The sequence below is a fragment of the Filomicrobium insigne genome, assembly GCF_900104305.1.
Classification (GTDB): domain Bacteria; phylum Pseudomonadota; class Alphaproteobacteria; order Rhizobiales; family Hyphomicrobiaceae; genus Filomicrobium; species Filomicrobium insigne.
Genome location: NZ_FNJC01000005.1, coordinates 16,931 through 42,404, shown reverse-complemented (window position 1 = coordinate 42,404; position 25,474 = coordinate 16,931). Strand labels below are relative to the sequence as shown.

Genomic DNA, 25,474 nt, shown 5'->3' with positions numbered 1-25,474 from the left:
TGCGTCACCTCCGTGACATGCGCTTGCGTGAAGACCGGTTCCAGGGAGATGGAGGAACGTCATGGATCAGGACATGGAGCAGACTGAAGTCATCGCCGCCAACGATCGCTTCTACGCCGCGATCCGCTCAGGTGATTTCGCAACAATGGATGCTCTGTGGTCGGCTCGCGATGTTGTTTCCGTGTACCATCCCAATTGGCCGGGTATCACAGGACGCGAAGAGGTGATGGCCTCCTGGCACGACGTTCTGGTTTTAGCAGAGCCGCCGGAGATCTTTCCGAAGGAGGTAACCGTCATCCGTACGGAGCGGATGGCGTTCGTACTCTGCGTCGAGGAAGTCGGCGGGGCACGGATGACGGCGAGCAACGTCTTCGTGAAGGAGGCCGGCGGATGGCGTCTGACCTGTCATCACGCGCGACCTCTCCCTGTCGGAGCGGAAAGTAAAAAGAGCCGCTGAAGCAGCTTCGCTTTCCTAGCGGGCGCTGATTATCTGCGCCGGCCGTGATCGCCAAAGTTGGTGTAGGGTGCGCAGATATCCTGAACGCGCGTGTCATGTCCGACTAGTCTGCAGACTTCTTCCTTCTTACTCGGGTTGTTACGGATTGCGCGGGCTGAGACGCGGCTACCGTAACTCTGGGCGACCGACGCGAGATAATTATCGCCGCAGTAGGGTGTTGCGATCAGCGACCCGTTGACAATCTGATACGCGCCGTCACATCGGATCTTTGCGGCAGCAGGTGTCGCCGCTGCAAAGATCGGCAGCGTTGCCGCGCATGCCAGTACGAGTGTGGATTTCCAAATTTGCATTACCTGTTCCTCTTCGGGAGCGAAACCTTGTGTCTGATATTCAGATATAAGGTCACGTGCGCCGGTTGGTTCAGTTTCCTAAGGAACACAATTGCTTTTCACTGAATATTGATGCGCCATATTTTCGGTTTCTACCGCCTCGTCCTAGTTGCGATTTGAACGCGCCGTTGCGACACCTGTTTTGCCCTTGGTGGTGCGCGCTTGGTAGCTTCGTTGCTGCAAAGCCAGGAAACGGCGACAGCTCGCCAAGCCCAGATTGCACTGAAGACGGGGAAGGGGGGGGCCGGCGGCCACCGCACGCGGAGGACGCGATTTCGTATTGGTAGATTTAGCGGCTAAGTGCTGGGCGGCTATCGTCTCGATCGGTAACGGCAGCAGTGCGACCAGCTTCTGTTCCTCCACGGACAACGCTTTCCAACGGGAGGGCTGGTGGACAATATTTTGTAATGTCTCCTCTGCCTGAAGAACTGCGGCTGTCTCGCCGCACACGGCTAAAGGGGGGTGAGCGCCCCCCTCCCCGGGGGCGGCATCGAGAATGCTGTAGCGACCATTGCACACGCTGATCCGTGGGGGGAGCCGCGTGCGCTCAAAGGAATCGTAGCCTTCCTTCAAGTTGATCCAAAAGTCACGCCACTCACTCTCAACGTGACTTGCGAGATTCTCGTTGGTCATGCGGAAGGGAAAGACATGAACCGGCACGTAGTCCTGTCCCGCCTTTATGGCGTCGTACACAAGACCGAAGATTTCGGTCATGACCGCGTCGGTCATGGCGTAGCAGCCAACAGAGGAACAGCCTCCGTGAATGAGCAAGTAAGACCCCGTCCGCAGCAGCGAACGGTCTAAAACGTTGGGAAAGCCCAGATTGAAAGACCGCGGCCAGCGTCCGCTGCGGTGGAGGCGCTTGCGGGTTATGGTGTAAAAACCTTCAGGACTTTGCTTGTCGCCTTCCACAAGTTTCGGCCCGAGGTCACCGGACCAATGGCAAATGGGATACGTTGCGAAGTGGACGTAGCGATTGTCCTTCTTCATCCATATTTCGAATTCGGACTCGTCCTTGAAGATGCGCAAGAGGACGGGGTTTCCGCGTGTCAATTGCTTGTTCGCGAGTCGTTCGTCTAGCTTCCCTACATTAGGTGTCGACGGGAGGGGGAGGTCGCCGTTGGCAGCTTGGCGTTGCCGCTCGATGCGGTCAGGCGCTGCACCTTTGAGCTCGATTGAAATTGCGTAAGCGCGCGGTATTGCGCCTAAGAGGATCAGGATGGCGACAGACAAGCCGACCAAGCCGACAGCCAGAGGTTTGACTGAACGCGCATAAGCGAAGCAGGACCATGTGGATCTAGACACTGCCTGTTCCTTCTCATGCCGGTCTGCGCGTAAGGCGGCGTCCGGCGCTATCAAGGGTACTGCCAAGTGCACACCAAATGCTGAAGCATTGTGACGATTTCATTGAACAATGCTTAACGAAGCCGCCGGTTCAATCTATGCGGGCTTCCACAAAGATGCAGCGGGCATGGCGTTCAATTGGTAACGACCGCGTTCTGCGTTGCGCAGGATTCGCCGATCGTGGCTGATCCATCGGAGCGCTCGACGCCGGGTGTGGCGACGTAGCGTTTACGGCAGATGGCCACGCGTGGCGGGATTTGCGTCTTCTCGAAGAGGTCGTGGGCGTGTTTCAAATCACGCCAGAACGGTGCCCATTTGTGATCGGCGCGTGCTTCGATTGCTTCTGAAGTCATACGGAAAGGAAAAATCTGCACCTGGAAGCGCGGTTGACCGCTTTTCAGCGCCGAGGTGACGATCTCCCAGATCTCATCAATCACATCGTTGGTCATTGCGTAGCATCCGATCGAAGAACATCCGCCGTGGACCATCAGAAAGGTGCCTGTGCGGTCGTGACTGCGATCGAACGCATTGGGAAAGCCGAGGTTGAAGGAGCGATGCCAACGGCTCGCCGGATTAAGCTGACCCGAGGAAACCGTATAGATGCCTTCGGGTGACTGGTGGTCGCCTTGCTTCAGTTTTGGTCCGAGCTGTCCGGAGTATCGGCAGATGGGATATGTGGCGAAGCGCTGAAACTTGCCGTCTCGCTGGATCCAGATTTCGAGCAGAAACTCACGCTTGAAGATCCGCATAAAAATTGGATCGCCGAGTTTTAATCCGGCATCTTGAAGGCGGGCCTCGAGCGAATTCAGGTCCGGGGTTCTCGGGAGCGGTAGCCCGAAGCGGGCAAACGCTTTGCGCCAGAGGCGTTCTCCTTGAAGAACAACGTCGTCGTGATAAGCGGAGAGCGTGGTCCAATGCTGGCGCACGAAAACGGCACCTAGCAATATAAGGATGGTACCAAGGACGAACAGTGCCGCTCCGGGGCGGCGACGGCGCCGTGGTTCTCGATTTTCGGACTTGCGGGTCATCTCTCGAGGAAACCTCGCGGGAATACTCGTCCGCAAAAGAAACATCCCACCCAGGGTAGGTCAAATGACCCTGGGTGGGATTGCGTTGCGAGCGGCTTACTGGTTGAAGCCTAGCGCCGCGGAGGGCGGTGATTGCGTATAGCCACTGGATGCGATGCCAAGGCCAAATTTTGGGCCTGTGCCGATGGCTCCCGTTGCAATTGGCGATTGCGTTTCCGAAGCTACGGTGCGCATGCGCTGGCCGGGTGCGGTGTACCGTTCCAGCGCGATTTGCTGTTCCGTGGAGCTTCTCGGGACAAACGGCTCAATCTGCGGCCGCATGAAGCGTGGGCAGTGACCGATGGGATCAATCCTGCTGTTTTGGGGCAGGTGAACATTGACGATATAGTTGCGATTACAAACGGCGACCGTCGGCGGGATGCGATGCACTTCGAAGTGGTCGTATCCTTCCTTCAGCGTCCTCCAGAACTTGTACCACTTGTTATCGCGGTGAAGTTCCATGTTGGCGTCGGTCATGCGGAATGGAAACGCGTGAACCTCAATCCTCTCCTGACCTCCGCGGAATGCTTCGCGGGCTAGGGCGTAGATTTCCTCAATCAGCGCGTCTGTCATGGCGTAACAGCCTGCTGAACGGCACTTGCCGTGGACCATGAGGAAGTCTCCGGTCCGGTTGTGAGCGCGGTCGTAGGCGTTGGGGTAACCTAGATTGAACGCGATGTGGAAGCTCGAGTTCGGGTTCATCTGGCCGCTGGCTACGGTGTAGAAGCCCTCCGGCGCTTGTTTGTCGCCCTGCTTCACCTTCGGCCCCAGTTCGCCGGACCAATTACATATTGGGTAAGTTTTGTAATGGTAGAACCGGCCGTCATCGCGGGCCTTCCAGACCTCAAGTTCGGATTCCTGCTTAAAGATCCGAATAAAGATCGGTGAGCCCACTTCCATGCCCTTGTGTCCCATCAACATCATGGCGGGACGTGACAATGGCTGTTCGGCGGGTGGGATTTGAGGTGCATTTGCGCACGCAGCCAACAATAAGCCGCATGCTGCGACGAGCGTGATAGCGCGCAACATTTTCAACATATCAGTGATGATCAGACTCATGACGCAGTGCCCCTGGCGCACGCCGATCACCTTCGATTCGTAACGGTTAACAAAATGTTAACGCGCATGAGATTAGCGATGATTGGGCGGATGCGCAATGATTCGTTCCCTGCTCAGAAATGAGCTTAGGAATGCGGCGGTCTGTAGGCGGAATTGGGGTCAACCCATCACGTAACGCTTTGTAACTTATGAGAATAAGCTACCTCTGGAGGCGCGTTGCTGCAGCTGTTTCGCCTCAGGTAAGGGTATTGTGCGGACTACAGGTTGCGGCCCATTTGCAAGAAGCGGTCGCGACGGTGCCGACGGATCTGGTCGGGCGTCATGGTCTCAAAGCCCGCCAGGGCCAGCGCAATTGCCGTTCCTGTTGCGTCGATGACCCCTTTGGGGTCGCGATGCGCGCCGCCTACGGGTTCGGCAATGATACCGTCGATCACGCCGAGTTCCTCAAGGTCCTGAGCTGTGATTTTCATTGCAGTGGCGGCTTCTTCCTTCTTTTCGGCGTCTCGCCAAATGATTGAAGCGGCACCCTCTGGTGAAATCACCGAGTAAATGGCGTGTTCGAGCATAAGTATGGTGTTGGCCGTCGCGATCGCCACAGCACCGCCGGATCCGCCTTCGCCGATAACGACGCTGACAATCGGAACGCCGAGTTTCAGGCAACAATCGGTGGACCGGGCAATGGCTTCGGCCTGACCGCGCTCTTCCGCCCCGATGCCGGGATAGGCACCGGCTGTGTCCACGAGCGTGATGATGGGAAGCGAGAACTGGTCAGCCATTTCCATTAAGCGGACGGCTTTGCGGTAGCCTTCCGGCATGGCCATGCCGAAATTGTGTTTGATCCGGCTTTCTGTATCCGAGCCCTTTTCGTGGCCCATGACCATGACGGAACGGCCGCGGAAGGTGCCTACGCCACCAACGATTGCTTCGTCTTCCGCGAAGTATCGATCGCCTGCTAGCGGCGTGAAATCTTCGATAAGGCCGTTGATATAGTCGAGGCAGTGTGGCCGCTCGGTGTAGCGGGCCACGAGAGTCTTCTGCCAAGGCGTAAGCTTGGCGTAAGTTTCAGCGAGGGCCGTGCGCGCTTTTTCCTCCAGTTTCTCGATTTCTCCGCGCATAGACTCGTTCGTATCATCCCCGATCAACGTCTTGAGTTCGTGGATCTTTTTATCGAGTTCTGCGATCGGCTTTTCGAAGTCGAGATACGTGCGGACAGGCGAGCTGTTTTCCAACGGAACGGACCTTTCAATGACGTCGCGGAGCCTCAGTTCAGGCTCGCTCATCGTACTTGTGTGTGGGCAGATACACTTTTGTCCGGGGTTGGTGTCAAGACCGAGACCCCGTGAGTGCCGCAACCATTGACATGATAGCATTCGTGCGGCGCAGCATCAGCTTTCTGCGGCGGTGATTTCGACCATGGTAAATCGACTGACCGTCAGGGTTCGCGGCGGGCCAACGGATGGTGTTCCTTGACCAGTTTCTTCAAACGTTCTTCGAGAACGTGGGTGTAGATCTCGGTTGTTGAAATGTCTGCGTGTCCAAGAAGTTGCTGAACGGCGCGCAGATCGGCCCCGCGATCCAGGAGATGGCTGGCGAAGGCGTGGCGTAGAACATGGGGGCTGACGCTCTCGGGCGCCAATCCGGCCGCCACTGCCAGCTCTTTCAAATCTTGAGCGAACCGTTGGCGCGTCAAATGGCCCGTGTCGCTTTTTGATGGAAACAGCCAGCGCGTTGCGACCGTCGCTGAGAGAGCCGCGTGCTCCTCCTCGCCGATGGACAAATAGCGTTGAAGCGCGGTGCGAGCCCCGGAATTCAAAGGCACGAGACGTTCACGGCCGCCTTTGCCCTTGATCGTCAGCATCCGATCATCGCCGCGCAAAACTGTACGCGGAAGTGAGACAAGCTCGCTAACGCGAAGTCCAGTGGCGTACAGCAGTTCGATCAGACAGTGTAACCGCAGAGCGCGCATGCGTTCGATGCCGGATGTGCCTTCCGTTCGACGGCGCGCTGCGTCGATCAGGCCATCGACTTCTTCGACGGTGAGCGTTTTGGGAAGGCGGCGGCCCGATTTGGGGGCGGCAACGCCGTGACTTGGGTCTTCCGGGACCCTGCCTTCCGCCGTCAGGAAGCGAAACAACTGGCGCAACGACGACAGTCGCCGCGCTCTGGAGGCTGGCGATAGCCCTGCAGCTGAAAGGGACGTCAGGTAGGCGCGGATGTTGTCTGGTGAGACTGAGACGAGCCTGCAGTTGTTGGCTGCGAAAAAGTGGCAGGCATCATGCAAGTCGCGCTGGTAGGCGGCCAGGGTGTTTGCTGCAGCCCCACGTTCGGCTGACAGCATTTGCAAAAATTCATCGATCTGGCCGCGGTCTTCAGCGGATATGGGCGCAGTCATTGAGCGCTTCTCCGCAGCCTAGCCGCTGACCTGGCGTGGCCAAGCCGGAAACAGCGCTTCAAAGCCGAGACGGCGGGCTTCAGCCTCCAAGCCCGCACTTTTGAGGGCACGGATGGCATCACCAAGCGCGATCATATGTGCTCCTTCGGCTCCCTTGGGGCCGAGGGCGTTCATAGTTAGGAGTACGGTCCGGCCGAATTCCTTAGCTTTCGCGGCGTTCTGGAGCCTGGAAAGTACGCCGGTTTCGGGTAGATGGCCTGTTGACGGCTGAGGTGTGCGGCTCGCCGCTTCCCAGAGTGGAATGGGGATCTGGTAGTCCAGGGCGTCGAGGACTGTGGCAATACGATGCAACTGATCGGGAACAAAAACGCCGCGTAAAGCGAGATGCTCAAGTGCTGCCAAGCTTTGGCCGTGGCGGGCGCCATTCACGTCTGAAATATCGATCAAGGCGCGCCAATGATTGAGCTGGCCTGCCGCGCGTGGGTCCGCCGGATCGCTCAAGTTCAGCCATGATCGGGCGACTTGAGGTTCATTGCTCGCCAATAGGACTTCAATGGCGGTTTCAGAGAACCAGCTGATTTCCGGCACGGGCCGCATCGATTGGACGGCCGGCCCCATCGTTTGGAGAGCCGGGATATAAAGATTGGCGCGGCGGGCTTCGTCCAGGTACGTGCGGATCGCGCGCACCTTGCGGAATGGCGTCTGCTCTGTTTCCGCCTGCAGGAAGAGTATGGCGCGATAAACTGGCGTTCCGGCCGCAACATGAGGGTTTTGAGAGCCGAACCCTCCACCTGCGGCTTGCGGAGTGGCCTGGGCCGTTGTTGCCGCCGACATCGCGGCTCTGCGGTAAATCGCGCTGAGCTCTTCAGCCGTTATTGCGTTGAGCCGGGCCGCAGCCTCGCCGGCTGACAGATGCACGTCTGAAGAGGCTTGCGGATCGCGCGTGAGGGCGACGAGCAGGGCCGGGGAAGCGCCTGGCAATAGACCGGAGATGTCAGTGTAACCGGCTTTCGCAAGCAGCTTGTAATCAATCAGCGAAACAGGGTGACCAGATTTCAGCTTTGGCTTGCCGCCGTGGGCGATCGCGTCGAGGGCGGCCAGTCCCGCTCCTTCCTCAACGCCTTGTTCGCGGGCAAAACCTGCGGCTACGCCAGCCGCGCTGGAATTGCCTGAGCGGGTCACACAATAGCCTGAGATCATCACCGCTTCGCCGGCAAGCATCCGCGGCATGCGTCCCAGGTCGCGCAAAAAGCCCTGCGTCTGGCTGCAGGCTTCGTCATCATTGCCGTCAGCGATGGCGGCGCGGGCCAAGAGCACGGAGATAGCCGGGCTTGGTGTGCTTGTTGCGGATGATTGCATGAGGCGCTGCATGTCTGCGGTCAGGCCCGAGCGATAGAGCGCTTCCAAACGTATGGCTTCAAATCTCTCTCTTTCGCCTGCTCCGGTGGCGCGAATTTCCGCTGTCATCAACCGGCGCCAGAGGCCGTGGAGTGCGTTTGACCGGGGGGGGATCTCTATGTCTGCGAGCAGCTTTTCGAAGGTTGCTGAATCGAGTTTGTTCCAAAGTTCATAAGGTAAGCCCGAACCATCGCCCGCCATTACCGGTGCCAGATCGGAACTTTCGACTGTGACAGGGGGGCGGAATGCCGGACCTTCTTGATAACTCGCCGGCGGGCGCTGTGAGGGCCCACGTTGTGTTTCGGCAGGTGCCTGCCAGCCGCTGTTGGGCGGTTCTGTCCCCGTCGGCTTCATATACGGAGTGTCGTAATCGGGAACTGTTGGACGTTCCGCAGGCGCGCGTTGACGGTCATATCGCGGCTCGTTCTGCCATGGCCAGCCTTCTTGAGCCTGGGCCGGCAGCACAAATGCGGAAAGAGCTATAAGAGTAAGAACAGAAAGGTTTTTGGGGCCGGCCAGTGACGAATGCACGGTGGTGCTACTCCGTTTGCGCAGGGGGGGGAGTTCCGGCATCCTTTGCACCCTCGTTCTGGTTTGCCGCTCCGGTATTGTCCGCAGACGGCGACTCCCGCGTCGGCATGGGCCCGTTCGTCTTGACGTCCTGGAGACGGTAGACCGTATGGCGTGGTTCGGGCTCGAAGCGGGTCGCCAGAATATAAAGCCCGGCAAACACGGCGGCGACGAGCGTTCCCGTGACGAACAAAAATCGAAAAAGAGTGGGCATTGGATTAGTCTGCTCCCGATCAATTTCTTGTCGGTTTATATTGGCTGCAGTATGGCGCGCCGTCGCGATGGTGGGTTACCATCTTCGGCTGGTGGCGATGAAGAGCCGATCAGCAACAGTTAGGATAGCAATTATGTATTGTCGGTTCGATTCTCGCAAACAGGGCAGCTTAGCATCCGTGCAAGGGGCCAGGATTCGATGATCCGAATCGGTCTGCAGCGACGGGCGAAGCGAATGGATGCGGCGCAAATCGAGAAACTGCGCGTGGCGCTCGGTGAGCGGTCGATCGTGATGGTTGGCATGATGGGATGCGGCAAGACGGCAATTGGCCGCCGTCTGGCTCAGCGGCTCGGTTTGCCTTTTGCTGATGCCGACGACGAAATCGAAAAGGCAGCAGGCAAGAGCATCTCGGAGATATTTCAAGATCACGGTGAAGAGCACTTCCGTGAAGGAGAGCGTAAGGTCATCGCCCGCCTTCTGAGTGGTGGACCCCAGGTGCTTGCAACGGGTGGTGGGGCATTCATGAATGCCCAGACGCGGGATGCCATCCGTGAAAATGGGGTTTCGGTCTGGCTCAAGGCCGATTTACCAGTGCTTTTGCGCCGTGTCGGACGCCGCGACAGCCGACCGCTTCTGCGTGGTGACAACCCGGAAGCTGTTATGAAGCGGCTGCTTAAGGAGCGGTCCCCGATCTATGCCGAGGCGGATCTTGTCGCCGAAAGTCGTGATGAGCCGCATGATCAGATCGTGACCCAGATCATCAATTTACTGCTGAAATCGCCTATTCTGGCAGCGCAGCCCGGTGTCTGATAGGAACAGCTGCCTTATCTCCCTAACTTAAGCTGGTGCCGCTCTGTCGCCAGCCAACTCGGAAACTTTTATGCCGACTGTCGTCAATTCACTCGCTGCAACTCAGAACGTTTCACGGACGGTGAGCGTCGCGCTGCCAGGACGCGCCTATGATATTTTGCTCGGGCCCGGCCAGCTGGGGCAGGGTGGTCGACTGATCGCAGGCCGGCTCGGTAAGGGGCGTTGTGGCATCGTGACCGATGCAAATGTCGCCGCGTACCATCTGGGTGAACTCGAGGCGAGCCTTAAGGCTGAAGGTCGGTGGAAGGGCTCGATCGTCTTGCCGGCCGGTGAGGCGTCGAAGAGTTTCTCGCAATTGGCTCCGCTGTGCGAGCAGCTTCTGGAAATGGAGCTTGAGCGGGGCGATATGGTGGTTGCGCTGGGCGGTGGCGTGATCGGCGATCTCGCTGGTTTCGCTGCTTCTATCCTGCGGCGCGGCGTACGTTTTGTGCAGGTTCCCACCTCTCTGCTTGCCCAGGTCGATTCATCGGTTGGCGGAAAGACCGGGATCAATACGCCGCAGGGCAAGAATCTGATCGGTACGTTTCATCAACCCAGCCTCGTGATCATTGACACCGATGTTTTAGAAACGTTGCCGGATCGAGAGCTTCGCGCAGGTTATGCCGAAGTTGCCAAGTACGGTCTCTTGGGCAACGCGGATTTCTTCGACTGGCTTGAAGCGAATGCGTCAAAGCTGTTCGACGGTGACTTGCCAGCGCGTCTGCATGCGATCGAGACAAGCGTTGCTATGAAGGCGCGTATCGTTATTGCGGATGAACGCGAAGCGGGCGAGCGGGCCTTGCTCAACCTCGGGCACACATTCGGACATGCTTTGGAAGCGTGGACGGGATATTCTGATCGCCTGCTTCATGGCGAAGGCGTTTCGATTGGAATGTGCCTCGCGTTCCGTTTGTCGGAGAAACTGAAGCTTTGTGCTCCAGGAACGGCAGCACGTGTTACTGCGCACCTTGCGGCGGCTGGGTTACCGACGCGGATAAGCGATATTCCCGGTGGGGAGATGCCGACGCCAGCGCGGCTCCTGCAACTCATGGAGCAGGACAAGAAAGTACAAGATGGACTTTTGACATTCGTACTTGTCCGGGGCATCGGCCAAGCGTTCGTTACGCGAGATGTCGGACGTGACGACGTAGCGGCATTCCTGGATGAGAATATCGGGGCACAGGCTTGAACGGCTCTGAGATGTTTGCGGTTCTCAAGGGGCAGACGTCTTCTTTTTCCGGGGCGTAAGCTTGCGAGTTCCGTGCGTGGACCTTACGTCAGTCCGCTACGTACGAATATCGATTATCGCCGACTTTAAACGCATCATGCAAACCCATAAAGAGACATGGCCATAGAACTCCTCCTCACCCTTCTTGCCATATTTCTTCTGTTGGCGCTCTCGGCCTTCTTTTCAGGTTCTGAGACAGCCCTGACGACAGCGTCGCGCGCGCGCATGCATGCTTTGGAGAGCGAAGGTAATGTACGGGCGCAGATGATCAATCAGATGCTGGCTGCACCGGAACGCATCATCGGGACGGTGTTGCTCAGCAATAACCTCGTCAACATTCTTGCTTCGGCGTTGGCGACAAGCCTGCTCATTAATCTGTTCGGGGAAGTAGGCGTCGCTTATGCGACGCTTGCGATCACGTTGCTCGTCGTCATTTTTTCAGAGGTGCTGCCGAAAACGTACGCGCTCGTTTACGCTGACCGTATCTCGCTGGCTGTAGCACCGATCATGAAATTTTTGATCGTGGCTCTCTGGCCTTTTACACGGGCGGTGGAACTTGTTGTCAGCGCTATTCTCTCGCTCACTCCAACACGGGAGGACGACGACGCTAACATTCTTTCGGCGCACCAAGAGATCCGAGGCACGATTCAGCTCCAGACCAAGGGAGGTGCTGTCGCCAAGGGCGATGCTCATATGCTTGGCGGTATCCTTGATCTCAGCAGCTTGCAAGTGGCCGATATCATGATCCATCGGACAAAGATGGAAATGGTAAATGCGGACGATCCGCCGGAAAAGATCGTCGAAGAAGTGGTGAAGGCGCAGTACTCACGCGTTCCTATATGGAAGGATGAGCCCGAGAATATCGTCGGCATTCTGCATACGAAAGATCTTTTGACGGCGCTAAGCGAGGTCGACTGGGATGTCACGAAACTCAATCTTCTGAGTTTCGCTTCGCAGCCCTGGTTTGTTCCCGATACGACGACGCTTAAGGAGCAACTCAATCAGTTCCTGAAACAAAAGTTACAGATGTCTTTGGTCGTGGATGAGTACGGTGAAGTTCAAGGTCTCATTACGCTCGAAGATATTCTTGAGGAGATTGTCGGACAGATCGTTGATGAACACGACGCGCCGGAGATGGGCATTCGCCCGCAAGCCGATGATACCGTCAACGTCGATGGCTCTGTGCCAATCCGCGATCTCAACCGGTTTATGGACTGGGATCTGCCCGACGATGAGGCGACCACGGTTGCTGGACTTGTGATTCACGAGGCGCAGACCATTCCGGAGCCGGGACAAGTTTTCACGTTCTACGGTTATCGCTTCGAAATTCTGCGCAAGAATCGCAACCGGATCGCGGCGCTCAGGGTGAAGCCGCTTGAGTCGGATGCCGGAGCGGTCGGTGGAGCTGAAGCTTCGGTTGAGCCGCCTGCCGCGCGGTAGGCGGCTCAAAGCTTTGCATAAATGTCAGGTGAGCTGTTCGCCCGGCGCATAGGTTTTCATAGCGAGGGCGTGGACGCTGCCGGCGAGTTCATCGGCTAAAATCGTGTTTACTAGACGATGTCGATCAACGCGGCTTTTACCAGCGAAGACGGGGGAGACAATGAGTAGGCGAAAATGGCTGTTTCCGGTGCCTGGTGATGAGCGGTGACCGGCATGCAGTTCGCTCTCGTTTATGATATCTAATCGCGTTGGTTCCAAAGCGATCAACAGCTTCTCACGCATCTGACTTTCGATGCTCATTCTTGTCCTCTTAGTTGTTGTGTAGGAATTACGCGGTCTGAATGCATTTCAGGCACTTACTTCGTCGCTGGGTGTCGCCCCTGTAACCTTGTGCACCCCCTAACGAAAGATCATACTTCGGTCCATGAAGCTCGGTTCGAAATACTTCGATTCAATCCGCGTCGCACCCAAGCGTAGCAGGTCGGCGAACGATCCTGTGCAGCATACTGCCGGGGCCCCGACGTGCCAATGGAAGGGCTGCGACAAGGCCGGCCGCCATCGTGCGCCGATGGGGCGTGGCCGCGACGGTGAATACTATCTCTTCTGCGTCGATCATGTGCGCCAATACAACGCATCATACAACTACTTTGACGGAATGTCGGACACCGAAGTAGCCAAATTCCAGAAGGATGCGATGACAGGCCATCGCCCGACCTGGAAGATGGGCGACAACCCGGCATTTGAAGGGAATGGTGAGCGGGAAGCCGAGCACGCGCCTGAGAGCGCGGAGAGCCGAGCCCGTGATCCGCATGGCTTTTTTGCCTGGCGCGCACAACAAGCGCGCAAGGAGGCACCCGAGCGCCGGCGTAAGCTGAAGCCGATGGAAAAGAAGTCTCTTGATGCTCTGCACCTGACGCAATCTGCAACGAAGGAAGAGATCAAGGCGAAGTTCAAGGCCCTGGTTAAAGAGCACCACCCTGATGCTAATGGCGGAGACCGTCGCTCAGAGGACAAGTTGCGTGAGATCATTCAAGCCTATAACTACTTGAAACAGGTCGGTCTTGTTTAGAGCGCCGTGATGGCTGCCCACGCTCAGGGCCTTCAAACTCAATCTGTCAAGACTTCTCCTTGCCAGTCCCGGAAAACAAACTGGATCGAGCTAATCAATTATGCCCGTGCAATCATTAGATACGAGTTCAGCAGATACACTCTTGCCCGATATGACGGTTTCGGCGCGTCAGGTCTTCGGGATCGATAGCGATCTTGAGGTCCCCGCGTACGCGAAGTCGAATGAACACGTTCCTGACGTTGACGCAGACTATGTCTTCAATCGCGACGTGACGCTCGCCATTCTGGCAGGCTTCAAACACAATCGGCGCGTGATGATCCAGGGCTATCACGGTACGGGTAAGTCTACGCACATCGAGCAGGTTGCGGCACGCCTTAACTGGCCTTGCATCCGGGTGAATCTGGATAGCCATGTTTCGCGTATCGATCTTGTCGGTAAGGATGCGATTGTCCTTAAGGACGGCAAACAAATCACTGAGTTTCGCGAAGGCATCCTGCCGTATGCGCTGCAGTCGAATACGGCTTTGGTCTTCGATGAATACGATGCCGGCCGGCCAGATGTTATGTTCGTTATTCAGCGTGTTTTGGAAGTGTCCGGCAAGCTGACGCTCCTAGATCAGTCGAAAGTGATCCGGCCGCATCCGGCGTTCCGACTGTTCTCGACGACAAACACGATCGGGCTTGGTGACACCTCGGGTCTCTATCACGGTACGCAGCAGATCAACCAAGGTCAGATGGACCGTTGGTCGATCGTTGTCACGTTGAACTATCTGCCGCATGACGATGAGGTCGCGATCATCCTATCGAAGGTCAAGTCGATGGCCAAGTCGGCTGAGTCGCGTAAGACGATCAGCAACATGGTGCGCGTCGCCGATCTCACACGCCAGGCGTTCATCAACGGTGACCTGTCGACGGTGATGAGTCCGCGTACTGTTATCACGTGGGCTGAGAATGCTGAGATCTTCAATGATGTCGGCTTTGCGTTCCGGCTCTCATTCCTGAACAAATGCGACGAGTTGGAACGTCCTGTGGTGGCTGAATTCTATCAGCGTTCGTTCGGTGAAGACCTGCCGGAAAGCGCCGCCAACGTAGCTTTGGGCTGAGGCGCCAGATGGCAGGCCGCTCGAACAAAAAGCAGGCCCCTGTCGAGCCGCTGAAACGCGCTGTCGCGACGTGCGCGCGTGCGGTTGCGGGGAAGCGCGATATCGGGGTGGATTTTGGTCCGGGTGGGCCGCAGATCACGGAAACCTCGATTAAGCTGCCTGAGCCGTCGCGTTTGCCCGACAAGCGTGAAATCGCGGTTATGCGTGGTTGGGCGGACTCGCTAGCGCTCCAAGCAGCGTGCCACGATCAGCGTTTGCATCTCAAACTCGCGCCGACCCAGGGTGATGCACGGGCCGTCTTTGAGGCTGTGGAACAGGCCCGCGTCGAGGCAGTCGGTGCATCCCGCATGCCCGGTATGGCCAATAATCTCGCCGCCAAGATTGAAGACTTTTATTCGCATGGGCGTTTTGCGGTGCTGCAAAGCCGCGAGGATGGGCCGCTTGATCAAGCGTTGGCGCTGATCGTACGTGAGCGTTTGACAGGTCGTGCACCTCCGGAAAGTACCCGCGGTCTCGTAGAGGCGTGGCGGCCTTGGGTTGAAGGACGCGCTGGGACCGTTCTTGATCGCATGAATGAGCTGGTCGAGGATCAGGAGAATTTTGCGCAGGTGATGCTCGATCTCCTGGAGGCGCTCGATATCGCGGACAACGCTTCGCAATTACAAAGCGAAACGGAAGAGCAGGAAGAGGCTCGCGATAATTCCGAGGGTGGTGAGGAGCAGGACCAGGAGTCTGGGGAAGAAGGCGACGGCCAGGACGAAGCGACACCGCAGCAGCATTCCGACAACGATGTCGGTGACATGCAGGAAAGCGGCGAGCAATCGGCTGCTGAAGAATTCGATGGCGAGTTCGATAGCGAAGAGGAAGCTGATACACCTGACTCGTGGCGTCCGAACGTCTCTGTTCTCGATGATCCGGAATGGTTCGGCTACAAGGTCTTTACGCGCGAGTTCGATGAGGAAGTCGCCGCTGATACCTTGTCGAGCCCGGAAGAGCTCGATCGCCTGAGAGGGTTTCTCGATAAAGAGCTGCGGAGTTTGTCGAGCGTCGTGGCGCGGCTTGCGAACCGTTTGCAACGTCGGCTTCTGGCGCAGCAGAACCGGGCTTGGAACTTTGACCTCGAAGAAGGGGTGCTTGATGTCGCGCGGCTAACGCGCGTTGTCGTGGATCCGATGTTCCCCCTTTCGTTCAAACAGGAAAGCGACACCGAGTTCCGCGACACGGTTGTGACGCTGCTGCTCGACAATTCCGGGTCGATGCGTGGCCGGCCGATCATGGTTGCGGCGATGTGTGCCGACATCCTAGCGCGGACGTTGGAACGGTGTGGGGTCAAAGTCGAAATTCTGGGCTTTACAACGCGAGCCTGGAAGGGTGGTCAGTCGCGTGAGCAATGGTTGAATGATGGCAAACCGGCCAACCCCGGACGTCTCAACGACTTGCGCCATATCGTCTACAAGAAGGCTGATGCTCCGTGGCGGCGCTCAAAGAGAGCGCTCGCGCTGATGATGCGTGAAGGACTTCTCAAGGAAAATATTGACGGTGAAGCGCTGGCCTGGGCGCATAAACGTCTGTTAGCGCGGCCGGAACAACGCCGCATTCTGATGATGATCTCTGACGGTGCGCCGGTTGATGACTCTACGTTGTCCGTGAATGCCGGACAGTATCTGGAGATGCATCTTCGGCGCGTGATCGAGGAGATCGAGACCAAGAGTCCGGTTCAGTTGATCGCTATTGGCATCGGGCATGATGTGACGCGCTATTATCGTCGCGCTGTGACGATTACCGATCCCAGTGAGTTGGCGGGTGCCATGACGGACAAGCTGGTTGAACTCTTTGAAGAAACAGCAGAGAGGCCTTCGCAAGGCTCGCGCGGTTCGCGGCAGCGCACAGGGACCTGAAAAAGGCCGAGGCAGCTGCCCGGTTTCTAAAGAATTGCGCGGGCGTATCCCGACTTGACGGCGTGACGAAGAGGTGATGGCAGCTGATGGCTGACTACGCTGAATGCGCAGGCAAGAAGCCTGTAAGGCCAAGGCTGTTATTGAGTGCCATCATCGCAGGAATGCTTGCTGCTGGTGTGCAATTTGCTGGCATCGGGCGTGTTTCTGCATCTCCCAAGCCCGATACTTTAAAGCTGAGCGTGCGTCCCATGGCTGTGCGCGCCGTGCCGATATCAAGCTTTGATGCCATCGACATAGGCCGGCGGACGTTCGGCAAACTGGAATGGATTGGCGGGCTGCGCCTGATCAGCGAGGACAAGTTGTTCGGGGGCTGGTCCGGGATTGCATTGAATGCTGATGGAAAAGGGTTTGTTGCGGTTTCCGATTCCGGATCATGGATGACGGGACGGATTGGATACCGCGAAGGTGTTCCTCACGGGTTGGAGGACGTTCGCGTCGGTCCGCTCAAGGCGCTTGATGGATCGAACTTACGTCGCAACAGAGACCGCGATGCCGAGGCTGTGACGCTTGTCAGTGGCACAGCGAAACGCGGACAACTTCTCATCGCTTTCGAACAGAACCACCGGATCGGCCGCTTTCAGATCGGCCCGAACGGTGTGTCGGCCCCCACATCATATATTCGGCCAGATACGAGCCGTGGACGGATGCCGTCTTTGAAGGGCTTTGAGGCCATTGCTGTGCTTAGAGCAGGCAAATTCAAAGGGGCGCTCGTGGCAATTGGCGAGCGTATGCATGACGAGAAGGGGCGACATACGGGCTGGCTTTGGACGGGGGGCAAGGCGCGTGCGTTTGCGCTCACGGATATCGGTGGCTTCGACATAACCGATGCTGTGAGTTTGCCGGATGGTGATCTTTTGGTTCTCGAACGGCGATTTCGCTGGACCGAGGGCGTCAAAATGAGAATTCGACGGATCGCGTCTGGCGAGCTGGCTCCTGGCGCTGCCATTGAAGGAGAGGTTCTCCTTGAGGCGACCATGGCTCAAGTCATCGATAATATGGAGGGAATCGGCGTGCATCGGGACGCGCGAGGCGACACGATCATCACCGTTATTTCCGATGACAACTTCAATCGCGGTTTGCAGAAGACCGTTTTAATACAGTTTCGGCTGCCAGATACCGCTGTGAAATCTACTGCGCGCTGACAATAAGAAATCCGAGAGCAGGCCCAAAAAGGGAAAGGCCAAGCTCGGGGGGAGCTTGGCCCCTTAGGAGAAAAGCTCAGCCCGCTTTAAGCAGCGACGGCTTCGCCTTCGGCGCTTTTCTTTGCCTTTTTGATTTCACGCTTGAGCTTCAGACAGCGGTCTGACAGCTCTTCGTCACGTGCCTTCATCAGGAAGGCGTCCAGGCCACCACGGTGCTCCACGGACTTAAGCGCATGTGCGCTGACCTTAAGGCGGAAGCTGCGGCCCAAAACGTCGCTGATGAGGGTGACCCTGCATAGGTTCGGGCGGAACTTGCGCTTCGTCTTATTTTCGGCGTGGCTGCGGAGCTGCCCCGAAAGCGGAAGCTTGCCCGTCAGCTCGCATTGCCTGGTCATCTTAAAAAGCTCCTTCACTGCGGCAGCCACCCTAGTGTGCTGGGGGCGCGCAGTCTTATTCGTCGCTGCGATTTGGCGAAATTCTTTGGCCCGCGCGGCGAACCGGCGGAACATGACGGGCTCGTATACCGGAGGTGGGGCAATTCCGTCAAGTCGCCTTGTGACGCGGAACGGCGTTAGCCTCACGCAGTTTTAGCTCCGAAATGACGCGTGCGTCAGAGCTTTCTTAATAAGTCTGGGCGAAAATCGAGCATCAAACAGTCGCCGTAAACCCTCGCTACCTATGGTTAGTGGTCGTGAGGCCCGCGTTCGATGGGAAGAACGAGTCATGTTTAAAAGCGTTTCGTGCCGTGCCGCAGGTGGTGCGTTGAGAGTTGTAAGCAAGCGTGATGGTGGCCGATTGTCGGTTGCTACCAAGGGCTTGATCGCCGCAGGGTTCGTTTTTGGCCTGTATGCTCTGCCGCTGGGATCGGTGACCTCCGAACCTGCTAAGGCCACGGGCGGGGAATGGCCCGCCCAGGTGAACGCCGACTACAATATCACCTTCAATGGTTTCGATATCGGCAGTTTTAAATTTCAGTCGGCGATCAGTGGTCGCGGCTATGTGCTCGACGGAGACGCTGAGCTTTCCGCGTTGCTTGGGGCTTTCAAGTGGCGTGGTTTAACCCGGGCGTCGGGGAAGGTTAGTAGCCGCAACCCGCAGCCCGCTGGCTATACATTCACATTCAAAAGCTCTTCCCGATCGGGGTCGGTTAAGCTTGGTTTCAATAAGGATCGGGTGTCCAATGTGTCGTTGGTCCCGCCCATTCCTGATCAGGCAGATACGGTTCCGGTCGAGAAAAAGCATCTTAAGGGCGCGCTTGATCCCTTGACCGCAGTTATGGCGCTGACCCGTCCGGTTGGCGATAAGGGCCCTTGCGAGCGCGTGATCCCCGTTTTCGACGGCAAGCAGCGCTTCGATCTGCGACTTAGCTATCGCCGGCAGGAGCTGATACGCGAAAACCGACGGTCGGGGCAGCCCGGCGTCGCAATCGTGTGCAATGTCCGCTATGTTCCAATCGCGGGCTATAGCCCCAGCGAAGCGGAGCAAATGGCTGAGAATACGGGTATCGAAGTCACCCTGCGCCCGGTGCCAAGTGCTAACCTGTATGTGCCTTATGAGATCCGTATTCCTACGATTGCCGGCTCTGTGACACTTTCATCCAACCGGATCGATATCCGGATTTCGGATAGGGAACGGATCGCGCTGGGGCACTAAAATACGCTTCGTAATCACTTCAGCATTGTGATTGTCCTCAACGAATGGCAGCCTTGGAGGCTGCCATTGCCATGTTGCTGACGCGGTTTGTAACTTAATTCTTCGCACTAGACAGTACGGGCAGAGACGGAACACCTACTGCGGAATGCGCCGTCTCATGATAGGTAGTTCTTGATCTTGACGCGTCCGTGATGCAATGCCACTCGGACCGGCCCGTTTCACGACGCTGTTTCTTCGGGCTCGATCCAGGAGGGCCCTTGCTATGGGCAGCAACCTCGAAACTCGAATCCGCCATGTTACGGCGGTTTTGGGACCGACCAATACGGGTAAGACCCACCTCGCCATTGAACGGATGCTTGGCCATGCTAGTGGCATGATCGGGCTTCCGCTGCGGCTGCTTGCGCGCGAGGTCTACGATAAAATAGGCCATCGTATTGGCTTCCAGAACGTCGCGTTGATCACGGGCGAAGAGAAGATCAAGCCCGAACGCGCGCGCTATTGGGTTTCCACGGTGGAAGCCATGCCGCGTGATATCGACGTTGATTTTTTGGCGATTGACGAAATTCAGCTCGCTGCCGACCCTGAGCGTGGGCATGTTTTCACCGACCGGCTGCTGCATGCGCGGGGCCGCCAAGAGACGCTGCTATTGGGCGCGCAAACTATGCGTGACTGCATTCAGGATCTCATCGACGGTGCCAATTTTATCTCCCGGCCACGCCTGTCAAAGCTCACTTATGCAGGTGAAAAGAAAATTACCCGCTTGCCAACTCGTTCGGCGGTGGTGGCGTTTTCGGCCAGCGAAGTTTATTCGATCGCGGAGTTGATCCGGCGGCAACGTGGGGGCGCGGCGGTCGTTCTCGGTGCTCTTTCGCCGCGTACGCGTAATGCGCAAGTGGAACTCTATCAGTCTGGCGATGTGGATTTCCTGGTGGCGACCGATGCTATCGGTATGGGTCTCAACCTGGACGTCGATCACGTTGCGTTTGCCTCCGTGCGCAAGTTTGACGGTCAAAACCACCGTAATCTGACGCCATCGGAGCTGGCTCAGATCGCCGGTCGCGCCGGCCGGCATATGAATGACGGTACTTTTGGCGTCACGGCCGGGGTTGAACCGTTCGATGCGGACGTTATTGAGCGTCTCGAGTCCCACACCTTCGATCCCGTAAAGGTTCTGCAGTGGCGGACGCGCAATCTCGACTATGGAAGCGTTGATCGATTGCGCGATAGCTTACGAGAGGTGCCAGGCGAACGGCGTCTCACGCGGGCCCGTATGGCTGACGATGTCGAAGCTCTTGAGGCAGTTGCCAACGACCGGGAAGTCGTGGCGCTCGCTCAGGCGCCGGCTGCCGTTGCGAAGCTCTGGGATGTTTGCCAAGTTCCAGATTACCGCAAAATCTCCAGTAGCAGTCACGCTGAATTGGTAGGCGTCATCTATAAGCATTTGATGGGGCCGGGTGAAAAAATCCCCGAAGACTGGTTTGCCAAGCAAGTTCAGTTTGCTGATCGCACAGACGGTGATATCGACACGTTGGCCAACCGGATTGCACATATCCGGACTTGGACGTTCGTTTCCAATCGCTCGGACTGGTTGAAAGACCCTGCGCACTGGCAGGGGCGGACGCGCGAGATCGAGGACAAGCTGTCGGACGCACTACATGAATGTCTGACGCAACGTTTTGTCGATCGGCGAACGAGTGCATTGATGAAGGGTATGCGGGATAAAGACGAGTTGAACGCCGAGATTGCTGAAGACGGCACTATTAAAGTCGAAGATCATTATGTCGGACGCCTCGTTGGCTTCCGCTTTTCTCCTGAGACGCAGGTTGACGGCATCCATGCCAAGGCGACTCGGCATGCTGCTGCGCAGGTTCTGGCCCGTGAGCTCGGGATGCGCGCGCGCCGTGTGGCAGCTGCTAAGCCTGATGCTTTCACGCTCTCGCCCGACGGCAGGATCTTGTGGCGGGATCAAGAAGTCGCGGTGATCGAAGCGGCGGAAGATCAGTTGCGCCCGACCGTCAATCTGCTGGTCGATGAGCATCTGAGTGCGCCGGATAAGGAGAAGATCCAGGCGCGTCTTGATACGTGGATCAGCGAGCATGTACGCGAGAAGCTGAAGCCCCTCGTCGAAATGGCGGAAGCTGAGGATATCACCGGGCTCGCGCGCGGTATCGCGTTCCAGCTCAAGGAGAACTTCGGCATTCTCAAGCGCGAGCTTGTGGCTGATGAGGTCAAAGCCCTTGATCAGACCTCTCGCGCACAATTGCGCCGCCACGGCGTGCGCTTCGGTGCCTTCAACATATATATGCCGCTGCTCTTGAAGCCGGCCGCAGCAGAATTGGCGGCCACTCTTTGGGTTCTGAAAAGCGGTGACGCGCATGGCATCACCCGTTCGAATTTGCCGGTAGCGCCACGTGCCGGTTTGACCTCGATTCCGACCGATGCTGCGACGCCTGAGCCTTTCTATCGGGCTTATGGTTTCCATGTGTGCGGTCCTCGCGCCGTGCGGCTTGATATACTTGAGCGGCTCGCGGATCAGATCCGTCCTCTCCTGGCTTGGCGTAACAAAGCTGAGGAAGCCGTGCCGGATCGTACCCCGCCGAAGGGGGCGACTGGCGACGGTGGTTTCACGGTGACGCCAGAGATGATGTCCATCCTTGGGTGTTCGCCGGATGAACTCGGGAATGTGCTGAAGGCCCTAGGTTTCCGTTCCGAACGGCGGGAAGTCAAACGCGCGAGCGTTGCAGCTGAGATTGAATCGGATTCTGCGTCACCGACGGTGCAGACGTCGCCAGAAGCTGATGCGGCTGAGGCGACGCATGTCGCGGATGCCTCCTTGGAATCGGTCGCGACGCCTGCTTCAGAAATCGACGCATCGCCGGATTCTGCGGAGACCAGCGCAGAATTGGTCGCCTCTACGACGGAGAATGCTGCAGAGGTTGCTGCGGAAGCGGTGCAAACTGAACCGAGCCAGGAGGATACACCATCGGAGTCCGCCACAGAGGCGCCGGTTTCCGAAGCTTCGGGAGAGCCGGAGTTCATCGAGATCTGGCGGCCCAAGCGGCATCATCGGAGCCATGATGGTGGCCATCGTGACCGGCGACGTGGCCGCGGGCGGCATCGTTCCGGCGGCGAGGGCGCGCATGATGCCACCTCCTCTACGGGGGGCGCTGCTAATGGTGCGGGGGCGCAGCATGCAGGGGCTAATTCCGACAAGCCGAAAAGTGGCGAACATGGCGATCGGCGCGGCTCGAGCGACGGTAAAAAGTCTCATGGGCGTGAGGGGCAGGCACGCGGAGACGGGCGCGGGCGCGGGCCCAAGCGTGGCAAATGGGAAGGCGGACGTGGCCGTGAGGATCGCCGCAGGCCAGAAGTTCATTCATCGAGCCCACGAGGTAAAGGCGGCTCGGTCGATCCGGATTCTCCGTTTGCGGCACTGGTCGCGCTTAAGGAGGCTTTGCAGAAGCAGGGAGATGAGCCGAACACATGAGCGGGCCGGACACAGCCGATACGCCTTCGGCTGCTGCCTTACCGGGGCAGAGGCTCGATAAGTGGCTGTGGTTTGCGCGGGTTACAAAGTCGCGCACGCTTGCAGCCACGCTCATTGAAGGCGGGAAAGTCCGAGTTAATCGAGCGAAGACAGATAAGCCCAGCTACCAGGTTCGCGTGGGAGATGTGATTACCGCGACGGTGCATCGGAAGGTTCGTATTCTCAAGGTTCTGGAGCCGGGTTTGCGGCGTGGCCCTGCGACCGAGGCACGCACTCTTTATGAAGAGTTGACGCCGCAGTCTGGCAGCGCGATTTCTTCGGAGAGCAAAACTGGAGCTAGTCCGGTGGATTTTGAACCAAGCCCCGTTGAGAGGACGCCCGGTGCGGGGCGGCCTACAAAAAGAGAACGACGGCAGCTAGACAGATTTAAAGGTGGAGAATCTTGATCTCGGTGGGATGAGCGCTTTTAACAGAGCAGCATTCATCCTCTGAAACCCGCCGCCTTGTCCATACGGATCGAGTGGGTTAAGAGCGGGGCATCGCGGTGCCGGATTTGATCCAGCGAAGCATTCGGTTAAGTGAATTCTGATATTCAGACGCGCGCAACACGACAAACGACCATACGGAGCACGATCACTCGCATGACTTACGTTGTTAATGAGAGCTGCATCAAATGCAAGTTCACGGATTGCGTGGAGGTTTGCCCGGTAGACTGCTTCTATGAAGGGGAAAATATGCTCGTCATTCACCCTGACGAGTGCATTGATTGTGGTGTGTGCGAACCGGAATGCCCCGTCGACGCGATCAAGCCCGACACGGAGCCTAACTTGGAGAAATGGCTCGAGGTCAATCGGGAATACGCTGACAAATGGCCGAACATCACTTCCAAAAAGGATGCGCTTCCGGAAGCGGAGGAGCATCGGGATGAGGATGGCAAGTTCGAGAAGTACTTCTCTTCGGAGCCCGGTGACGGCGATTGATGCCGCTTATGGTTGTTCTTGGTGCTCGGTCGGTGTTTTGCGCGCTCGTTGACGAGGCGTGAGCCGTTGATAGATCCATCTTCTACTGGCCCTTAAAGCCTTACTGGCTAGGTCGGGGATCTTATTGTTCCAGCATAATTCCTTAGTTAAAACAGGGCCTTAAGACTATCGTTTGGCCTTCGTTGACCAACAGTAATGTTCGGGCCCTTCTATTTCCGTGAAGATTGTGTTACATTATCTATCGAGTGGCGTAGCTGAACAAAACTGGAACCGTAGCGAACATATAGTGTCCATGCATCGTTAAGAGGCGATTTTCTGGACAAATGCGAACATCGACAACGCGATCGCTGCGAGACACAACCCCGTACAGCAGGGCCATGGTGTCCGACAGGCTGATGAGTAGCCCCGCAAGTGGCTAGTATCTGCCCCTATTGATTTGCCTGGAGTTCGATTTTGAACAATCGAGCGCCGGGGCTTGTTTGCGGCGCCTTATATCAAGGGCGCTGTCCAATACCGTCCGTGTGGTTTCTTGGACGGCTCGTGTGTGTGGCAAAAAGTGAGACGATGCAAATGGCTAAAAAGACCAAAGTCGAGGTCAAGGCGACACCCGCAAAAAGTAAGGCCAAGAGTGCAACGAAGTCGATCAGCAAGTCAACTCCCGTGAGCCCAAAGTCGACCCGCGGTTCGACGGCTGCTTCCGCCTCCAAGAAATCGACAGCTAAGGCTGCCGCGCCTACTGCAAAGAGCAAGTCTGCAATGGCCGCAAAGCCACGCGCTACCGTTGCGCCGACCAATAAGGCTGCTGCGGCTCGTGTGAGCCCGACAGCGTCGAGCAAGGGTCGTGTTTCGGCCGCTGTTGCTTCTACCAAGAAGGCATCATCAGCGAGCCCTGTGAGCGTTACCCGCAGCGTGGCCGCCTCGGTTGCCGAGAAGGCAGCAAAGAAGATCAGCGCTCCTGTGAAGCCGGCGGCTCCGAAAGAGGCGCCTGTGCAGACGGCTGCGCGCGTGAGTGATCAGCAGAAGAAGTCTGTGAGCCAGCGCCATGGCTTTAAGACGAACGAATACGTCGTCTATCCAGCGCATGGTGTGGGCTGCATCATTGGCATCGAAGAGCAGGAAATTGCCGGCATTGCTCTCGAACTCTTCGTCATCAACTTCGAGAAGGAGAAGCTGACGTTGCGGGTGCCGACTGGCAAGCTTGAATCTGTTGGCATGCGTAAGCTTTCGGATGATGGCATCGTCAAACGCGCGATGGAGATCCTGAAGGGCCGTGCGCGCGTCAAACGTACGATGTGGAGCCGCCGTGCTCAGGAGTATGTCGCCAAGATCAACTCAGGCGACCTCGTTTCTATCGCTGAGGTTGTGCGCGACCTTTATCGGTCGGAAGCGCAGCCCGAGCAGTCGTATTCAGAGCGTCAGCTTTATGAAGATGCTCTCGACCGTATGGCACGTGAAATTGCGGCGGTTGAGAAACTCGATGAGCGCGGCGCAGTTCAGCGCATCACTGACGTGCTAAGCAAGAGCGCACGTAGCCGTCGCGCGGCTGCTGAGGAAGAAGCTGCCGATGCGGAAACTCGTGCGGCCTAAGTTAGGTTGCGGTCGCTTCGTTGATATTCAAGAAGGCGCCGAACGTGAAAGACGTTCGGCGCCTTTTGTTTTTTGGGGACCGCTGAGGC

At 57.4% G+C, this 25,474-nt stretch carries 23 protein-coding genes; 13 read left to right on the top strand and 10 right to left on the bottom strand.

Annotated elements, in window-relative coordinates:
* Positions 1-61: 61 nt before the first annotated feature.
* A complete protein-coding gene (locus BLS30_RS16090) occupies positions 62-457 on the top strand; it encodes a nuclear transport factor 2 family protein (protein ID WP_052743670.1) in 396 nt (131 codons plus the stop codon).
* Positions 458-486: 29 nt separating this feature from the next.
* On the opposite strand, the gene BLS30_RS16085 is transcribed toward BLS30_RS16090, so the two are convergent.
* The 8 genes from BLS30_RS16085 to BLS30_RS18345 form a co-directional block, all read right to left on the bottom strand.
* Complete coding sequence (locus tag BLS30_RS16085) at positions 487-807, bottom strand: hypothetical protein (protein WP_090230364.1); 321 nt, start codon at positions 805-807, stop codon at positions 487-489.
* A gap of 144 nt (positions 808-951) precedes the next feature.
* Entirely contained in the window at positions 952-2,151 is a 1,200-nt protein-coding gene (locus tag BLS30_RS18245) for a L,D-transpeptidase family protein (RefSeq protein WP_210184055.1), read from the bottom strand.
* A 173-nt stretch (positions 2,152-2,324) separates the two neighbouring features.
* Entirely contained in the window at positions 2,325-3,218 is an 894-nt protein-coding gene (locus BLS30_RS16075; RefSeq protein WP_090230361.1) for a L,D-transpeptidase family protein, read from the bottom strand.
* Between the two features lie 96 nt (positions 3,219-3,314).
* Positions 3,315-4,316, bottom strand: coding sequence for a L,D-transpeptidase family protein (locus BLS30_RS16070; protein ID WP_090230359.1), 1,002 nt, complete (start codon positions 4,314-4,316; stop codon positions 3,315-3,317).
* A gap of 257 nt (positions 4,317-4,573) precedes the next feature.
* Positions 4,574-5,596, bottom strand: coding sequence for an acetyl-CoA carboxylase carboxyltransferase subunit alpha (locus tag BLS30_RS16065; protein ID WP_046476729.1), 1,023 nt, complete (start codon positions 5,594-5,596; stop codon positions 4,574-4,576).
* 152 nt (positions 5,597-5,748) lie between these two features.
* Complete coding sequence (gene xerD, locus BLS30_RS16060) at positions 5,749-6,708, bottom strand: site-specific tyrosine recombinase XerD (protein ID WP_046476727.1); 960 nt, start codon at positions 6,706-6,708, stop codon at positions 5,749-5,751.
* An 18-nt stretch (positions 6,709-6,726) separates the two neighbouring features.
* The gene (locus BLS30_RS16055) at positions 6,727-8,637 is read right to left on the bottom strand and encodes a hypothetical protein (protein WP_090230356.1); all 1,911 of its coding nucleotides are present in this window, start codon (positions 8,635-8,637) and stop codon (positions 6,727-6,729) included.
* A 7-nt stretch (positions 8,638-8,644) separates the two neighbouring features.
* Positions 8,645-8,890: a hypothetical protein gene (locus BLS30_RS18345; RefSeq protein ID WP_046476725.1), complete on the bottom strand. Its 246-nt coding sequence runs from the start codon at positions 8,888-8,890 to the stop codon at positions 8,645-8,647.
* Between the two features lie 198 nt (positions 8,891-9,088).
* On the opposite strand from BLS30_RS18345, the gene BLS30_RS16045 reads away from it, so the two are divergent.
* The 3 genes from BLS30_RS16045 (at position 9,089) to BLS30_RS16035 (ending at position 12,407) form a co-directional block, all read left to right on the top strand.
* Positions 9,089-9,700, top strand: coding sequence for a shikimate kinase (locus BLS30_RS16045; protein ID WP_244464998.1), 612 nt, complete (start codon positions 9,089-9,091; stop codon positions 9,698-9,700).
* Positions 9,701-9,770: 70 nt separating this feature from the next.
* Positions 9,771-10,928 (top strand): 3-dehydroquinate synthase, encoded by a 1,158-nt coding sequence (aroB, locus tag BLS30_RS16040; RefSeq protein ID WP_046476723.1) that lies wholly within the window; start codon positions 9,771-9,773, stop codon positions 10,926-10,928.
* A gap of 156 nt (positions 10,929-11,084) precedes the next feature.
* Positions 11,085-12,407 (top strand): HlyC/CorC family transporter, encoded by a 1,323-nt coding sequence (locus BLS30_RS16035; protein WP_046476721.1) that lies wholly within the window; start codon positions 11,085-11,087, stop codon positions 12,405-12,407.
* A 24-nt stretch (positions 12,408-12,431) separates the two neighbouring features.
* On the opposite strand, the gene BLS30_RS16030 is transcribed toward BLS30_RS16035, so the two are convergent.
* The gene (locus BLS30_RS16030; protein WP_046476718.1) at positions 12,432-12,707 is read right to left on the bottom strand and encodes a BolA family protein; all 276 of its coding nucleotides are present in this window, start codon (positions 12,705-12,707) and stop codon (positions 12,432-12,434) included.
* Between the two features lie 124 nt (positions 12,708-12,831).
* Between BLS30_RS16030 and BLS30_RS16025 the strand changes: the two genes are divergently transcribed.
* The 4 genes from BLS30_RS16025 to BLS30_RS16010 all read left to right on the top strand — a co-directional run bounded on the left by BLS30_RS16025 (position 12,832) and on the right by BLS30_RS16010 (position 17,678).
* Positions 12,832-13,476 carry a J domain-containing protein gene (locus BLS30_RS16025; protein ID WP_046476716.1) on the top strand — a complete coding sequence of 215 codons (645 nt, stop codon included), beginning with the start codon at positions 12,832-12,834 and terminating at the stop codon, positions 13,474-13,476.
* A gap of 100 nt (positions 13,477-13,576) precedes the next feature.
* Positions 13,577-14,578 carry a cobaltochelatase subunit CobS gene (gene cobS / locus BLS30_RS16020; RefSeq protein ID WP_046476714.1) on the top strand — a complete coding sequence of 334 codons (1,002 nt, stop codon included), beginning with the start codon at positions 13,577-13,579 and terminating at the stop codon, positions 14,576-14,578.
* Between the two features lie 8 nt (positions 14,579-14,586).
* The gene (gene cobT, locus BLS30_RS16015; RefSeq protein WP_046476712.1) at positions 14,587-16,476 is read left to right on the top strand and encodes a cobaltochelatase subunit CobT; all 1,890 of its coding nucleotides are present in this window, start codon (positions 14,587-14,589) and stop codon (positions 16,474-16,476) included.
* A gap of 86 nt (positions 16,477-16,562) precedes the next feature.
* A complete protein-coding gene (locus BLS30_RS16010) occupies positions 16,563-17,678 on the top strand; it encodes an esterase-like activity of phytase family protein (RefSeq protein ID WP_052743665.1) in 1,116 nt (371 codons plus the stop codon).
* Between the two features lie 86 nt (positions 17,679-17,764).
* On the opposite strand, the gene rpmB is transcribed toward BLS30_RS16010, so the two are convergent.
* Positions 17,765-18,073, bottom strand: a complete 309-nt coding sequence (gene rpmB / locus BLS30_RS16005; RefSeq protein ID WP_046479903.1) for a 50S ribosomal protein L28 — start codon at positions 18,071-18,073, stop codon at positions 17,765-17,767.
* A 328-nt stretch (positions 18,074-18,401) separates the two neighbouring features.
* On the opposite strand from rpmB, the gene BLS30_RS16000 reads away from it, so the two are divergent.
* The 5 genes from BLS30_RS16000 to BLS30_RS15980 all read left to right on the top strand — a co-directional run bounded on the left by BLS30_RS16000 (position 18,402) and on the right by BLS30_RS15980 (position 25,385).
* Positions 18,402-19,331 carry a DUF3108 domain-containing protein gene (locus tag BLS30_RS16000; protein WP_052743664.1) on the top strand — a complete coding sequence of 310 codons (930 nt, stop codon included), beginning with the start codon at positions 18,402-18,404 and terminating at the stop codon, positions 19,329-19,331.
* Between the two features lie 262 nt (positions 19,332-19,593).
* On the top strand, positions 19,594-22,818 hold the full coding sequence (locus BLS30_RS15995) for a helicase-related protein (RefSeq protein ID WP_090230354.1): 3,225 nt from the start codon (positions 19,594-19,596) through the stop codon (positions 22,816-22,818).
* Positions 22,815-23,264: an RNA-binding S4 domain-containing protein gene (locus BLS30_RS15990; RefSeq protein ID WP_046476707.1), complete on the top strand. Its 450-nt coding sequence runs from the start codon at positions 22,815-22,817 to the stop codon at positions 23,262-23,264. The genes BLS30_RS15995 and BLS30_RS15990 overlap by 4 nt, the downstream gene beginning before the upstream one ends.
* Before the next feature lie 195 nt (positions 23,265-23,459).
* Positions 23,460-23,798 (top strand): ferredoxin FdxA, encoded by a 339-nt coding sequence (gene fdxA / locus BLS30_RS15985; protein ID WP_090230351.1) that lies wholly within the window; start codon positions 23,460-23,462, stop codon positions 23,796-23,798.
* A 570-nt stretch (positions 23,799-24,368) separates the two neighbouring features.
* A complete protein-coding gene (locus BLS30_RS15980) occupies positions 24,369-25,385 on the top strand; it encodes a CarD family transcriptional regulator (protein WP_090230572.1) in 1,017 nt (338 codons plus the stop codon).
* The last annotated feature ends 89 nt before the right edge of the window (positions 25,386-25,474 follow it).

Bases quoted from the DNA above. Each gene is read 5' to 3' on its own strand.
- BLS30_RS16025 (WP_046476716.1), top strand. From the start codon at position 12,832: ATGAAGCTCGGTTCGAAATACTTCGATTCAATCCGCGTCGCACCCAAG.
- rpmB (WP_046479903.1), bottom strand. From the start codon at position 18,073: ATGACCAGGCAATGCGAGCTGACGGGCAAGCTTCCGCTTTCGGGGCAG.
- BLS30_RS16035 (WP_046476721.1), top strand. From the start codon at position 11,085: ATGGCCATAGAACTCCTCCTCACCCTTCTTGCCATATTTCTTCTGTTG.
- BLS30_RS16065 (WP_046476729.1), bottom strand. From the start codon at position 5,596: ATGAGCGAGCCTGAACTGAGGCTCCGCGACGTCATTGAAAGGTCCGTT.
- BLS30_RS16075 (WP_090230361.1), bottom strand. From the start codon at position 3,218: ATGACCCGCAAGTCCGAAAATCGAGAACCACGGCGCCGTCGCCGCCCC.
- xerD (WP_046476727.1), bottom strand. From the start codon at position 6,708: ATGACTGCGCCCATATCCGCTGAAGACCGCGGCCAGATCGATGAATTT.
- BLS30_RS16070 (WP_090230359.1), bottom strand. From the start codon at position 4,316: ATGAGTCTGATCATCACTGATATGTTGAAAATGTTGCGCGCTATCACG.
- aroB (WP_046476723.1), top strand. From the start codon at position 9,771: ATGCCGACTGTCGTCAATTCACTCGCTGCAACTCAGAACGTTTCACGG.
- BLS30_RS18345 (WP_046476725.1), bottom strand. From the start codon at position 8,890: ATGCCCACTCTTTTTCGATTTTTGTTCGTCACGGGAACGCTCGTCGCC.
- BLS30_RS16030 (WP_046476718.1), bottom strand. From the start codon at position 12,707: ATGAGCATCGAAAGTCAGATGCGTGAGAAGCTGTTGATCGCTTTGGAA.
- cobT (WP_046476712.1), top strand. From the start codon at position 14,587: ATGGCAGGCCGCTCGAACAAAAAGCAGGCCCCTGTCGAGCCGCTGAAA.
- BLS30_RS16010 (WP_052743665.1), top strand. From the start codon at position 16,563: ATGGCTGACTACGCTGAATGCGCAGGCAAGAAGCCTGTAAGGCCAAGG.
- cobS (WP_046476714.1), top strand. From the start codon at position 13,577: ATGCCCGTGCAATCATTAGATACGAGTTCAGCAGATACACTCTTGCCC.
- BLS30_RS16085 (WP_090230364.1), bottom strand. From the start codon at position 807: ATGCAAATTTGGAAATCCACACTCGTACTGGCATGCGCGGCAACGCTG.
- BLS30_RS15995 (WP_090230354.1), top strand. From the start codon at position 19,594: ATGGGCAGCAACCTCGAAACTCGAATCCGCCATGTTACGGCGGTTTTG.
- BLS30_RS15980 (WP_090230572.1), top strand. From the start codon at position 24,369: ATGGCTAAAAAGACCAAAGTCGAGGTCAAGGCGACACCCGCAAAAAGT.
- BLS30_RS16090 (WP_052743670.1), top strand. From the start codon at position 62: ATGGATCAGGACATGGAGCAGACTGAAGTCATCGCCGCCAACGATCGC.
- BLS30_RS15990 (WP_046476707.1), top strand. From the start codon at position 22,815: ATGAGCGGGCCGGACACAGCCGATACGCCTTCGGCTGCTGCCTTACCG.
- BLS30_RS16045 (WP_244464998.1), top strand. From the start codon at position 9,089: ATGATCCGAATCGGTCTGCAGCGACGGGCGAAGCGAATGGATGCGGCG.
- fdxA (WP_090230351.1), top strand. From the start codon at position 23,460: ATGACTTACGTTGTTAATGAGAGCTGCATCAAATGCAAGTTCACGGAT.
- BLS30_RS16000 (WP_052743664.1), top strand. From the start codon at position 18,402: ATGTTTAAAAGCGTTTCGTGCCGTGCCGCAGGTGGTGCGTTGAGAGTT.